This window comes from Bacillus sp. SKDU12 (genome assembly GCF_010093085.1).
Lineage (GTDB): Bacteria > Bacillota > Bacilli > Bacillales > Bacillaceae > Bacillus > Bacillus mexicanus.
In genome coordinates this window covers 344658-357700 of record NZ_MSRC01000007.1, presented here as the reverse complement: position 1 = coordinate 357700, position 13043 = coordinate 344658, and the positions used below count along the sequence as shown (strand labels likewise).

Genomic DNA, 13043 nt, shown 5'->3' with positions numbered 1-13043 from the left:
AGAAACAATAGAGAAGAATTGCTAGGCGGCTTTTCGGGGCATAAAAAAATCCTTATCATCAATTGTGGTCTGATCATAAGGGTTTTTTTTGCTTCCTTTTATTCAATATCGATTTTTTGCTCTTTGTCATTCTTTCATGTGTGCTGAACGATGGCCTGCTGTTTCTTGATAATAAGACGTCACGTCCGCCATTTCTAAGCAGATGCGCTCGTTTCTTTTTCGCTCGGCTTTTCGCCATTTTGATCACTCCTTTATTTATTTTCACGGCCATTATAGCAGAGATCATTATCAATGAAAAAACAGCATCTGTTTATGCCAGATGCTGCTTTCCCTCAGTTATTCCATTGCTGCAAGAGCTGCGTGTTCTACCGCAGCTGCTACCTCCTGATGGACGTTTGGGTCTAGCGGCTGCGGGACCACATCGCCTTGTTTTGTGCAGGCTGCGATAGCTTCTGCTGCTGCGACAAGCATCTCATGATTAATGTCCTTGCTTTTTGCGTTGAGCGCTCCTCTGAAAATACCCGGAAAACCGAGTACATTATTAACAGAACGTCCGTCCGCTGCATAAGCCGCACCAGCCTGCAGCGCGGCATCCGGCTCAATTTCGGGCTTCGGATTTGAGAGAGCCAAAATGACCTGGCCAGTACGTACAAATGCTGGTTTAATTAATCCCGGAACGCCCGTTGTCGCAATGACAATATCACATGTTTCCATAAGTTCCTCAATGCTTGCGACCGCTTGGCCCCCGTATTGTTCAAGACGGTTCATGGCTGTCTCTGACTTGTCCGTTCCGCATACTGCTTTCACGCCATAGGCCATAAACATCCGGCAGATGGCAACGCCTGCTGCACCCAGGCCGATTTGCCCCACTTTTGCTTCTTTCAGATTAACACCTGCACTCCTGCATGCCGAGATGGCAGCTGCCAGCGTCACAACAGCTGTACCATGCTGATCATCGTGCATAACAGGGATATTCAGCTCCTCTTTTAGTCGGTCCTCGATTTCGAAGCAATGCGGTGAGCCGATATCTTCAAGCAGGATGCCGCTAAAACCCGGAGAAATATGTTTTACCGTTTTAATGATTTCTTCAGAATCACTCGTATCAAGCAATATCGGAATGCCACTAATACCTGCCAGCTGATCAAACAGGGCCGCCTTTCCTTCCATGACAGGCATGCCTGCCACGGAGCCGATATTGCCGAGACCGAGAATTGCCGTTCCATCTGTTACAATCGCGACAGAATTGCTGATCGTTGTATAAATAGACGCTTTTTCCGGCTCTTTTTCAATCAGCCTGCACACCTCTGCGACACCAGGTGTATAAACACGTCCGAGCTCTGCCAGTGAGCGAATCGGCATTTTGCTTTTCATTTGAATTTTTCCGCATTCATGTGCGGACAGGACTTCATCAGATACAGTGTGAAGTCTGATTCCTTCTCCCAAGGCCTGGACAGCCTCGATCACTTCCTGGAGCTGTTCTTCATTCTCCACTTGAACGGTAATATTCCGCATGGTGTAATTGGGTCCAACTTTTACTGTCTCCACTTCACCAATATCCCCGCCCAGAAGGCCGATTGCCGTAGCAACCCTTCCAAGATTTCCGGGAACTGAAGGCGTTTCAATCATCATTGTCCGAATCATGTGTTTCGCGATCATGCAGCGGATCCTCCCTGTTAGCCTAGTTTTTCGGCTTTATCTGTATTGTTTTTGGTATACCAGATAAACTTCCCTGTATAACCATAGATAATAGCAAGACCTATTGCGACAAAGCTGAGCCACATAAACGGCAGATAGGCAAAGGTAGAAACACCTAAAATACCAGCCATGTAAATACCGTTATCAGACCAAGGGACCATACCTGACGTTAATGTCCCCCCGACCTCTGCGTTACGGGATAATACCCTTCTGTCGAGATTCAATTTATCATAGCTGTTTTCCATGATTTTCGGCGTCAAAATAAGGGAAACATACATCGCACAGCCAAAGATATTCGCTAAAAACGCAACAATCAGCGTAGATAAAGTGACATTTCCTGATGATGTTAATTTCTTTTCAAACATAGAGACAATAACTTTCAGCACGCCAAGTTTCTCAAGCAGTCCGCCAAAACCAAGGCCAAAAATAATCACGACAAGAGAACTGAGCATTCCGACAATTCCACCGCGATTTAAAAGCCCGTTCAAAAATTCAACGTCTGTGTGAATAGAAAATCCGTTGTACGCTGTAGCAATCGCATCCGCAATGTTCATGCCTTGGAAAACAGCAGCCCAGATTGCACCAAGCAAAGCACCGATCACGATAACCGGCATAGACGGCTTTTTCATCATTAATAAGACAATCACGACAACAGCCGGAATAAGCATCCAAATATGAATATCAAACGTATTTTGCAAAGATGATTTCAAGAATTCAACTTTATCCAGATCAATATTTTTTCCGCCGTACATAAAGCCGGTAATAGTAAATAAAATGGCTGTAATCACATAGGCTGGCACAGATAAAAAGAGCATTGCTCTCACGTGGTCTAAGACATCTACTTTAGACAGTGAAGAAGCAAGAACGGTACTGTCAGACAGAGGAGACAGCTTGTCCCCGAAGTAAGCGCCTGAAAGAATAGCCCCGGCTACAAGTGGAAGCGGAATCCCTAATCCTTCTCCAATTGCGATCATGGCGATGCCCGCAGTCCCAACTGTTCCCCATGACGTTCCAGTTGCTACTGACATAATTGAACAAATGATTAACGTTGCAAGTAAAAAGATACTAGGGTGAATAAATTCTAAACCGTAATAAATCAGTGTCGGCACAACGCCGCCGGCGATCCAGGTTCCAATGAGCGCTCCGACTGAAACGAGAATCAGAACGGCTTCAAGCCCGTTTGATATGCCATGCAGAATCGCATTTTGCATATCTTTGTAAGAATAACCGAGCCTGATTCCGAGAATCATTGCAATAAACCAGGAAATGAAAAGCGCGAGCTGTATCGGCAGGTCTAAAAAGACAGTAAACGACATGACAAGTGCTAAAAAAGATCCTAGTACAATAATAATTTCGAATAATGTTGGCAGTCTTACATCCTTCAAAAGAAGTCCCCCTTCATGTAAAAAAAGCTAAAACGCTTTCAATAAAAAGTGCAATATGTATACTATACCTTCCTCATCCCTATGTTGTAAACAGCTTATTCATCCGGCTATATGGAGATGAATAAGCTGTATTTTGTTTAAATTTTATTTTTCTAATAGTTCTTTTCCTGCAATACCTGGTTTTGTCATCTCATATGGATTTAAAATTGTATCCAATTCTTCTTCTGTCAGCACATCATGTTGCAGGCATAGATCGCGGACTGATTGGCCTGTCATAATCGCTTCCCGGGCAATTCGGGCCGCCGCTTCATACCCAAGGTGCGGGTTGACCGCAGTGATCACTCCCGCACTTTTTTCCACGTATTGTTTCAAGCGTTTTTCGTTTGCTTCGATGCCTTTTAAGCAATAATCAGTGAACGAACGGAAGCCATTGTTCATGATGCTGATTGATTGAAGCAAATTGAAAACAAGTACAGGCTCCATGACATTCAATTCAAGCTGGCCGGCTTCTGAAGCCAGACAGATCGTATTGTCGTTTCCGATGACCTGGAATGCGATTTGGTTGATGAGCTCGGCCATAACCGGATTGACTTTCCCCGGCATAATGGATGAACCCGGCTGACGTGCCGGCAATGAAATTTCCGCAAGTCCTGCGCGCGGGCCTGACGCCATCAAACGAAGGTCATTTGCAATCTTAGACATGTTCATCATGCAGACCTTTAATGCCGCTGACACCTCTGTATAGGCATCTGTATTTTGTGTTGCATCAACAAGATGGTCTGCACCGACAAGAGGAAGTCCGCTGATACCAGCAAGGTGCTTTACAACCTGTTTGATATATTCAGGATCGGCATTCAAGCCTGTACCCACAGCAGTTGCACCCATGTTGACTTCATAAAGATGCTGGCGGGATTGCTTGATTCGTTTCATATCACGCTCCAGAACACGGCTGTACGCTTCAAATTCCTGGCCAAGCCGAATCGGCACAGCATCTTGCAGATGTGTCCGTCCCATTTTAATCACAGAATCAAATTCCTGTGCTTTTTGTTTGAACACACTGTGCATGTCCTCCATTGTTTTCAGCAGTTTTTCTAACAGCTTCAATGTGGAAATATGAATCGCAGTCGGGAACACATCGTTTGTCGACTGTGACATATTCACATGTGTGTTTGGGCTTAAATGGATATAGTCGCCCTTTTTATGTCCCATGATTTCAAGCGCCCGGTTTCCGATAACCTCATTCGCATTCATATTCATAGAAGTTCCGGCACCGCCTTGAATCGGATCAACGATAAACTGGTCATGCCATTTGCCTTCCAAAACCTCATCAGCGGCTTGTACGATAGCTTGGCCAATTCCTTCATACAGCCGTTTCACGTCCATGTTGGCAAGAGCCGCAGCTTTTTTAACAATCGCCAGCGCATTAATCATTTCTTCATGGATCTTGTACCCCGTAATCGGGAAGTTTTCAGAAGCTCGAAGTGTCTGTATTCCGTAATAAACATCCGCTTCAATTTGTTTTTCTCCAAGGAAGTCTTTTTCTACGCGGTATTCTTTTTGGCCGTTTAACATCATCTTTACCCTACTTTCTCTCTTTGTTGGTCATAGTTTCTGACATTTTACAAAACAACGTCATCAGCAATCGGCGTTTCCATAATTCTCTTTACGACGGGAAGATCCGAAGACTGTCCGAGTGCCCACATCAATTTTGGCATGATCGCTTCTGTGTTCATATTTCTGGATCGGATAATTAAGTCTTGGTTGACTCTGCGGCCAACCTCGTAAATGCTCATGTCTTCGCCTTCTTCCAGACATTGAGTTGTGATCACGACGACAATGCCGCTTTCGATCAGTTCATTGACTTTTGACAAAATATCTCTGCCTTCAAATGGCACGCCCCCGCTGCCATAACTCTCAATGACAATCCCTTTGTACATGCTTTTCAAAGCATCTAACATATCAGGCTTTAAGCCTGGATGCAGCTTCAGCAGACATACATCCGTACATAGTGACGTATCAACTTTGAAAGCGCCGTTCCCATGTTCCGTTACTTGTTTGTTGTATTCGATCCCGTCTTCATTGATAAAAGCGATATATGGATAATTGATGCTTTCAAATGCGTCATAGCTTTTCGTTCTTAATTTGATCGCACGCGTTCCTTGAATGACTCTGCCGTCAAACACAACATAAACGCCGCCCACACCTTCACAGGCAAAGCGAATCGCATCTGTAATGTTTTTTTTAGCATCGGTTTTTTGGAATGTGATCGGGATTTGCGAGCCGGTGATGACGATCGGCTTTGCGGCTTCCTGGAGCATATATGACAGCGCTGCAGATGTATAGGCCATTGTATCTGTACCATGTGTAATAACAAAACCGTCATAGGCATCATAATTTTCTTTAACGGCTTCAGCTATTTCCACCCAGTATTCAGGCTGCATATTGGTGCTGTCTATATTCATAAGCGACTGAGTCTCCATCGTGTAATCGTTATCAAGTTTTGATACGTAACTTAATAATTCATCAGCCTTGACTCCTGGGGCCAGACCATGTTCCCCTTCAACTGAAGCAATCGTTCCCCCAGTTGTCAACATCAATAATTTTTTCATACCATGCACCTCTTCACTGTATCTAAAGATGGGTTGCGAGAAGGCATTCGCTTTTCGCATACTTTTAATGCAATTATAGACACGGAAAATAAAATACGCAAGAGATTATTATTCAATTCGCGTACACTTCCTAATGCCTATATGATATAATCAGCTCAAGGTAAAAAAGGAGCGGAAGTTCATGAATCTGGATCGTTTAACTGAATTGAGAAAAAAGAAAAATTGGTCGCTTCAATATACAGCCGACCTTCTGGGTATCGCCAAAAGCACTTATGCCGGCTACGAGTCAGGCTACCGCCGTCCTTCGCTTGAAGCACTTGCCATGCTGGCTGATCTCTTCGACACAACCTGTGATGAACTTTTGGGCCGTGAGAAACAAAAGCAGACTGCTCCCCAGACCATTGAATTAGCCACGTGGAACAGCCTTGATTTTCACATTTCTGTTGATGGCAAGCCGCTGAGTGAAGATGAAATCATCCAGCTGATTACCTTTATCCGAACAAAAAGGAAAGTACAGGAGGAGCTGAGTTAATCTAACTCACCGCTTAATTTTCCCATAGGTTCCTCCTCCTCCGGCTTTCACTTCCAGCTGTCCGGATCTCGCTTTTACAATGCGTGCCGCGGTTTTCGCCGGGACCACGCGAGCCAAATCTTCTTCCGAAGCCTCATGAAGCACAGCCATTTCTGTTCCAAAGGCTTTTTTTAGTTTGTCCAGAGTTTTTGGACCGACACCCGGAACAAATTGCAACGGGATCTGATGAACATACCGCGGACGCGAGACGCGAACTTCAGTCTGATCACTCAGTTCAAGCAATCTTTCGCTGACTCCTTTGGTCAATCTGCGTTTTCCGCAATTCGCGCACGTCGCTTCTCGGCTTACAGCAGATTCTCCGCACGCTTCACAAGTCGTCTGATAATATTTCCCCAATAGCGGGTCCAAGCCGTAATTTGCTGTAATGACCCTTTCATCCTGACCTCTTAATGCAAAAGCAAACTCAGTAAAATCAGCTGACTGTACATATAGTTCATTATATTCTCTGCCAATTTTGCCTAACGAATGCGCGTCAGAATTTGTTAAAAAAGAGTACTGATTCAATTCAGATACGTGTGAAGCCATGTCTGTATCACAGCTTAATCCAAGCTCCACTGCATCTATCATAGAAGGATCAAAAACCTCGGTTAAGCTTGATGCAACCCCTTTTCCATATAAGCTTTTATGCGGTGTAAAGATGTGGGCGGGAATAAATAGGCCGCCCATTTCCTTCACTTTTTTTTGCAGATTCATGCCTGTTTCATAAATCCGCTGTGAGCTTAAATGAATATTTTTCAGCCGCGCTGACAGCCAGTTTGAAAAGTTTTTCATATCAGCAAGTGTCGGCATAAAAGCGAGCACATGGATCGGCCCGTTGCAGGCTTCATCATAAATCTCCAGCTCGCTTCCTAATAAAAGAGTGGTGTTGCGGTAACGAATTCCACCGCCATCAAGCTCGCGATATTTCCCGGATGATATGCCTTCCTCAAGCTCTAGGATGACTTCCGGAGAATGACAGTCGATAATGCCAAGAAGCTCAATTCCTTTATGTTCACTGGCTTCAACTAAAATTCGGTCAAGCGTCAGCGTTTTGGCGCCTGTTATTTTAACAGCTCTTCCCTTAAAGGTGCGGCCGATATGAATGTGCAAATCCGCGTAAATCTTTTTCATTTTTTTGCTTGGAGCGCTTCTTTCAGCTGAAGATACTGAATCGCATAGGCTGTTTTAGCATCATAAACTTCACGCGATTCAACCAGCTTCAGCGCATCTTCAAGCGTCACCTCCATCACTTCAACAAACTCGTCCTCATCAAGCTCCCGTTTTTCTGCAAGTACAGAAAGCTCTTCAGCAAGAAACACGTGAACAATTTCATCCGCAAAGCCGGGTGATGTATAAAACGCAGTGATTTTTGTCAGTTTTTTCGCAGTATACCCCGTTTCCTCTTCAAGCTCCCGAAGTGCCGTATACTCTGGCTCCTCCCCTTTTTCAAGCTTTCCAGCCGGAATTTCAACAATCGTACGCTCAAGCGGTTTACGAAATTGTTTGACAAGGATCATTTTCCCCTCCTCTGTGACAGCTAATATAGCTACAGCTCCAGGGTGTTTCACAATTTCACGTTTACTCTCTTTGCCGTTCGGCAGTTCAACATCTTCTACATAAAGATCAATTACTTTACCCGAAAAGATCTGTTCTTTGGCAATTGTTTTTTCTTCTAATGATTTCACTTCTTCATCTCCCGTTCTGTCTCTATATGATGCCCCATACATTTTATCATACTAGAAAAAAGGAGGCTTCTTATGAAAGTCCGACGTGTGCCAAAAGGTATTGTCCTAGTCGGAAAAGCACGGGAGGTTCGCGCGAAGCTGAAAGAGTACGGGCGCATATTCCAATACGTGAAAGATTGGGTTTCCAAGCCGTAAAAGTTGAAACTTTATCTCCTTTATATTACGGTCAATATAAAGCGTAAAAAAGGAGTGTGCACATGAGAAAGCGCAAACTGGGTACATCTGATCTAGAGATAAGCGAAGTCGGACTTGGCTGCATGTCTCTGGGAACTGAAAAAAATAAAGCAATGTCCATTCTGGATGAAGCGATCGATCTTGGCATCAACTATTTGGACACAGCGGATTTGTATGACCGCGGTTATAACGAAGAAATTGTCGGTGATGCGATTCAAAACAGACGCCAGGATATTATTTTGGCAACGAAAGCGGGAAACCGTTGGGATGACGGCAGTGACAGCTGGTATTGGGATCCTTCAAAAGCTTACATAAAAGAAGCCGTAAAAAAGAGCTTGGCACGGCTGAAAACAGATTACATCGACCTTTATCAGCTTCACGGCGGCACGATTGAGGACAATATTGATGAAACGATTGAAGCGTTTGAGGAATTAAAACAAGAAGGCGTCATTCGTTACTACGGCATTTCCTCCATCCGCCCGAATGTGATAAAAGAATATGTAAAAAAATCAAACATCGTCAGTATTATGATGCAATTCAGCCTGTTTGACAGACGCCCTGAGGAATGGCTTCCGCTTTTAGAGGAACACCATATCAGCGTTGTCGCCAGAGGCCCTGTTGCTAAAGGGCTCTTAACTGAAAAATCGCTTGATCAAGCGGCAGACAGTCTCAAACAAAACGGGTACTTGTCCTATTCATTCGATGACTTGGCAAATGCCCGCAAGGCTATAGAGAACGTCGCACCTGATCTTTCTATGACAGAAAAGTCTCTGCAGTATCTGTTAGCACAGCCGGCTGTTGCCTCGGTGATTACAGGCGCCAGTAAGGTTGAGCAGCTACGGGAAAACGTTCACGCTGCAAACGCCCGGCGTTTAAGCACTGAGGAAGTCAAAGCGCTCCAATCTCATACGAAACAAGACATTTACGAGGCTCACCGCTCATAATAGAAAAACCAGCCCCTGTACGGGTGCTGGTTTATTTATATTTCTGCCAATCCATTTGACTTTCATTAAAGAGTTCTTCAAAACTTTTGTTTTTTTCGATCTCTTTTTTCTTTCTGATCTGTTCTGCTTTCTCTCTTTCCTGTCTCTTTTTATCATCTTCCTTCAACTGGTTCTTCATCTCCATAAGCTTCGCTTTCATATCTGATTGAAGGTCATCTTTTAACTGGTGTTTGTCAGCGTTTTTTTGTTTTTGCATATTACGCTCTCCCTGTAAATTTGTTTTGAAGCCAGTTTATCATGGAGTAAGCAGACTGAACAAGCAGACTCTCTTCTAAACACTTTTTCGGCCAGCACAGCACGATTTGATATAATGATTTCTGTATGAATTTCCTATATTTGTTGAAAGGTGATGTAGCTATTGAAGAAAATCTTTTTGGCCGTTGGCGCTCTCTTAACCGCTGTTATCGCAATCGGAATGGTATTTTCGAATATCATTCTGTTTATCAGGAAAAAGGCAGACGAAGATATTATCAAAAGAGAGACAGACGATGGACATGATGTGTTTGACTCCTTTGAGCTTATGGAGAAAACCGCTTTTGTCATACCATCTGCTTACGGGTACGATATAAAAGGCTGGCATGTCGCACCATATGATACACCAAACACCATCATTATTTGCCACGGGGTAACAATGAATACGCTGAATTCTCTTAAGTATATGCATTTATTTCTTGATCTCGGCTGGAATGTCATTGTTTATGACCATCGCCGGCACGGACAAAGCGGCGGAAAGACGACTAGCTATGGGTTTTATGAAAAGGATGATCTCAGCGAGGTTGTCAGCTGGGCCAAAGATAAAACAGGCCAGCGCGGATTGATCGGAATTCACGGCGAATCAATGGGAGCTGCCACGGCCCTGCTTTACGCTGGTGAACACTGTGAGGATGGCGCTGATTTTTATATTGCCGATTGTCCCTTTGCACGTTTTGATGAACAGCTTGCCTACCGGCTGAAGGTGGAATACAAGCTTCCGTCTTGGCCGCTGCTCCCCATCGCCGACTTCTTTTTGAAGCTGAGGGGCGGCTATCGGGCACGCGAGGTATCTCCGCTTGCTGTCATTGATAAAATTGAAAAACCGATTCTCTTTATTCACAGTAAGGATGATGATTATATACCCGTTTCTTCAACCGAGCGGCTTTATGAAAAGAAACCTGAGCCGAAGGCGCTGTACATTGCTGAAAATGGAGAACATGCCATGTCGTATACGAAAAACCGGGACACATACCGAAAAACGGTGAAAGAGTTTTTAGATAAAATAAAGGATCCAACAGAATAAAAAAGCGAAAGGCCCTTCGGCTCTTTCGCTTCTGCATTTCACAAAACGTCGGTAATGCCATCCATATTTTCTCTGATCCATTCAATCGCAAGCTCTATCGTTGTAAACTCCTGCGTTTCGAATGTCATTTCATCCTGCAATAGCCAAACATCTTTCTTGACAGATTCTGCTCCTCCAATTGACCAGTGGAGTAAGGTATAGGGATGGTTTTGATTCAGGAAGGATACCCACGTTTTATTCTGTGCTGTGTTCTTCATCGACTTCAGCTTTTGTTCCACGTTTCGTGTCTCCCTACTTTACTAGTATGCTCATTCTGGGGCTGAGCATTTCAGCTGGGCTTTTCAGCGCCAGCGTTTTGGCTTTCTCATTGTAATCGATTGTCATTTGATCGTCAAAAAACACTTTTTGCGACGATTGGATATAAAGCGGAATGCCATTCGTTTCAAGCTGCTCACACTGTCCCGTTAATTCTTCTGCCAGCCAGATTGTCGGAACACCGCTTACCGCGCAGCCGCACCCTTCTGCATCGTAACGAAGCTGGGCTTTTTTCCCCGGGTTGGCGTCGAACGCCTGCTCAAATGCCTGTTTTGCTGCATCTGTCACATGTATGTTCATAAGGTGAGACCCCCGTTTTCATCATTTTCGCTATTGTAGCATACAACGCTTCCATTCGCATTGTTTCTGCCTTTTTTCCACCGTTTCGCATTTTTTTCTGCAGTCTTGATCCATTCATCTTTCCCTTGCATGTACTGTTTGATGCTGTCGGGATGCTGGGCCGCCAGCCATTTTTTGAGAACGGCGTATTCTTTCGCTATGTTCGGATGAGCTCTGAGATAATCTCTGAATAACAGATGCCTTTCAATAGCAGGGTTTTCCTGTTCGTACAGATGGACGTGATGGGTTCGTTTATTTCCGCCCTTTTGAAAATAGCGCCTGCCCGCTATGCCGTTCTCACCTTTTGATATATAGCCGATAGCCTTCATTTGTTCATCAAATTGGCTCACGGCCTCAATGCTTCTGACTTCAATTAGCATATCAATGATCGGCTTCGCTGCCATGTTCGGTATCGATGTGCTTCCGATATGATGAATGGCGATCATCTCCGGCCCGAACACCCGCTTCAACCATTCTTTTTCTTCATCGAAACCTTCCGTCCATTTTTTGTTGTAGGGAACGACCTCAACTTTTCTTTTCGGATACAAACGAAAGACCGACAGCAATAGACCCTGCGCTGCTTTGACGGTTTCTGCTTTTTGAAATCCGGCCTGTGTGTAGAGTGACACGGCCGGGATATTTTTCTCGGCTGTGACGACTTCGATTTTCTCAGCGTCTTCGTTCTGATCAATGACAAATTGCAGAAGTGCTCGTCCAATTCCTTTTCTAAAACCGTCAGGGTGCACAACAAGCCTGCAAATGGTGAGATGATGCATGTTTTTCTCATATGAAATGACACCAATCAGCTTGCCATTTTTCCGGTATCCCGCAAACCGTTCATGAGATGCTTGAATATCCTTCACCTTCTCTTGTAAAGCGGGAATGCCGTCAAAACCGATAATCTCTGTTTCCTTTATGTAGGCGGGGATCTGTACGGCTATAATCTCACGCGCTACAGTGTCTTCCTTATGCTGGAGAAATTCAATCATTCGTGTTCTCCTGAAACAGCCGCTGTCTTCCGACTTTTGCGATGCGGACTGCATACGACTTGTACCAAACGCTTTTTCCTTTTTCTTTTGCCGCTTGATGTTCAGTGTGATGCTTCCAGTTGTTAATTGCGTCCATACTGTCCCAATAGGAAACCGTTATGCTCCTTCCATCCGCCGCACGAACACTTTCGACGCCTAAAAATCCCGGCTGATCCGCCGCAAGCGATACCATACGTTTTGCTGTTTCTCCATACCCTGTGTCATGTTCACTTTTAATAGAAGAAAAAATAACCGCATAGTAAGGAGGCTCAGGTGTTTTTGATAAAAAGTCCATCTTATTTCCCCCTCATATGTTTTTGACAAACAGCACTCTGTCTTGGCCCGGGCCGTCATAGTTTGCGAACACGGAGATGCCGTTTACCGTTTTGGTGCCCTTTTCAATATTAAAGCCCAATTTTGTGTGGTATGCGATTGATACTTTATTCACCGGTGAAGTGACGCATTTGACTCGGGTGCAGCCCCTTTGTTTTACGGTTTCAATGAATACATCATATAATTGTTTTCCAATTTGCATTTTTCTGAAATCAGGGTGCACACCGGAAAAATGAATGTATGCCGTTTCAGGGTCTGATTGCGATTGAAATCCGATTAAAAATCCGGTCATACTGTTATGTTCAGATGTAATAAAGCTTGTGTCCTGAAAATGCTCAAAAAATAGTCTCGGCAATTTTTCTTTCATCTGCCTGCTGCCCCACCATTCATTCAATACAGACGTTACCATTTCATAATCTGAAGACGTGATTGTTCGAATATCCATTACGATTTGATCTCCCTCCGTCTGGCAAAACGAATGTCAGCTCTTTTCTCTCACAATATAAAAATTATATTTTGCCTGACTGGAATTGTAAATGCCTTCTTTCCTCTATCATACGTTTGCAGAC

At 44.2% G+C, this 13043-nt stretch carries 16 protein-coding genes and 1 pseudogene; 4 read left to right on the top strand and 13 right to left on the bottom strand.

The window, feature by feature from the left end; translation table 11 throughout:
• Window positions 1-21: 21 nt before the first annotated feature.
• The 5 genes and pseudogenes from BTW01_RS08365 to ansA form a co-directional block, all read right to left on the bottom strand.
• Window positions 22-238 (bottom strand): annotated as a pseudogene (locus BTW01_RS08365) (hypothetical protein).
• A gap of 98 nt (window positions 239-336) precedes the next feature.
• Complete coding sequence (locus tag BTW01_RS08360) at window positions 337-1656, bottom strand: NAD-dependent malic enzyme (RefSeq protein ID WP_162102538.1); 1320 nt, start codon at window positions 1654-1656, stop codon at window positions 337-339.
• Between the two features lie 17 nt (window positions 1657-1673).
• Complete coding sequence (gene mleN, locus BTW01_RS08355) at window positions 1674-3080, bottom strand: malate-H+/Na+-lactate antiporter MleN (protein WP_162102537.1); 1407 nt, start codon at window positions 3078-3080, stop codon at window positions 1674-1676.
• Window positions 3081-3224: 144 nt separating this feature from the next.
• Window positions 3225-4652, bottom strand: coding sequence for an aspartate ammonia-lyase (gene aspA, locus BTW01_RS08350; RefSeq protein WP_162102536.1), 1428 nt, complete (start codon window positions 4650-4652; stop codon window positions 3225-3227).
• A gap of 47 nt (window positions 4653-4699) precedes the next feature.
• On the bottom strand, window positions 4700-5689 hold the full coding sequence (gene ansA, locus BTW01_RS08345; RefSeq protein WP_162102535.1) for an asparaginase: 990 nt from the start codon (window positions 5687-5689) through the stop codon (window positions 4700-4702).
• A 181-nt stretch (window positions 5690-5870) separates the two neighbouring features.
• Here ansA and ansR point away from each other — a divergent pair, with 181 nt between their 5' ends.
• Window positions 5871-6221 carry an HTH-type transcriptional regulator AnsR gene (gene ansR / locus BTW01_RS08340; RefSeq protein ID WP_162102534.1) on the top strand — a complete coding sequence of 117 codons (351 nt, stop codon included), beginning with the start codon at window positions 5871-5873 and terminating at the stop codon, window positions 6219-6221.
• A 6-nt stretch (window positions 6222-6227) separates the two neighbouring features.
• On the opposite strand, the gene BTW01_RS08335 is transcribed toward ansR, so the two are convergent.
• Both BTW01_RS08335 and nudF read right to left on the bottom strand, forming a co-directional pair.
• Complete coding sequence (locus BTW01_RS08335) at window positions 6228-7391, bottom strand: TIGR00375 family protein (protein ID WP_162102533.1); 1164 nt, start codon at window positions 7389-7391, stop codon at window positions 6228-6230.
• Window positions 7388-7945: an ADP-ribose pyrophosphatase gene (gene nudF / locus BTW01_RS08330; RefSeq protein WP_162102532.1), complete on the bottom strand. Its 558-nt coding sequence runs from the start codon at window positions 7943-7945 to the stop codon at window positions 7388-7390. The genes BTW01_RS08335 and nudF overlap by 4 nt, the downstream gene beginning before the upstream one ends.
• 72 nt (window positions 7946-8017) lie before the next feature.
• Between nudF and mciZ the strand changes: the two genes are divergently transcribed.
• Together mciZ and BTW01_RS08320 are read left to right on the top strand one after the other, a co-directional pair.
• Window positions 8018-8140 (top strand): Z-ring formation inhibitor MciZ, encoded by a 123-nt coding sequence (mciZ, locus tag BTW01_RS08325; protein ID WP_162102531.1) that lies wholly within the window; start codon window positions 8018-8020, stop codon window positions 8138-8140.
• A 62-nt stretch (window positions 8141-8202) separates the two neighbouring features.
• Entirely contained in the window at window positions 8203-9123 is a 921-nt protein-coding gene (locus BTW01_RS08320; RefSeq protein ID WP_162102530.1) for an aldo/keto reductase, read from the top strand.
• Window positions 9124-9154: 31 nt separating this feature from the next.
• Here BTW01_RS08320 and BTW01_RS08315 read toward each other — a convergent pair whose 3' ends face one another.
• Window positions 9155-9379, bottom strand: coding sequence for a YqkE family protein (locus tag BTW01_RS08315; protein ID WP_162102529.1), 225 nt, complete (start codon window positions 9377-9379; stop codon window positions 9155-9157).
• Between the two features lie 162 nt (window positions 9380-9541).
• Between BTW01_RS08315 and BTW01_RS08310 the strand changes: the two genes are divergently transcribed.
• Window positions 9542-10459, top strand: a complete 918-nt coding sequence (locus tag BTW01_RS08310) for an alpha/beta hydrolase (RefSeq protein WP_162102528.1) — start codon at window positions 9542-9544, stop codon at window positions 10457-10459.
• Between the two features lie 38 nt (window positions 10460-10497).
• On the opposite strand, the gene BTW01_RS08305 is transcribed toward BTW01_RS08310, so the two are convergent.
• The 5 genes from BTW01_RS08305 to BTW01_RS08285 are packed head-to-tail and all read right to left on the bottom strand — an operon-like array spanning window position 10498 to window position 12919.
• A complete protein-coding gene (locus BTW01_RS08305; RefSeq protein ID WP_162102527.1) occupies window positions 10498-10737 on the bottom strand; it encodes a YqkC family protein in 240 nt (79 codons plus the stop codon).
• 13 nt (window positions 10738-10750) lie between these two features.
• Window positions 10751-11074: an iron-sulfur cluster biosynthesis family protein gene (locus BTW01_RS08300; protein ID WP_162102526.1), complete on the bottom strand. Its 324-nt coding sequence runs from the start codon at window positions 11072-11074 to the stop codon at window positions 10751-10753.
• Window positions 11071-12102: a bifunctional GNAT family N-acetyltransferase/GrpB family protein gene (locus BTW01_RS08295; RefSeq protein ID WP_162102525.1), complete on the bottom strand. Its 1032-nt coding sequence runs from the start codon at window positions 12100-12102 to the stop codon at window positions 11071-11073. Before BTW01_RS08295 ends, BTW01_RS08300 begins: the two co-directional genes overlap by 4 nt.
• On the bottom strand, window positions 12095-12436 hold the full coding sequence (locus tag BTW01_RS08290) for an antibiotic biosynthesis monooxygenase family protein (RefSeq protein WP_162102524.1): 342 nt from the start codon (window positions 12434-12436) through the stop codon (window positions 12095-12097). Before BTW01_RS08290 ends, BTW01_RS08295 begins: the two co-directional genes overlap by 8 nt.
• 12 nt (window positions 12437-12448) lie before the next feature.
• Window positions 12449-12919: a GNAT family N-acetyltransferase gene (locus tag BTW01_RS08285; protein WP_162102523.1), complete on the bottom strand. Its 471-nt coding sequence runs from the start codon at window positions 12917-12919 to the stop codon at window positions 12449-12451.
• Window positions 12920-13043 lie beyond the last annotated feature (124 nt).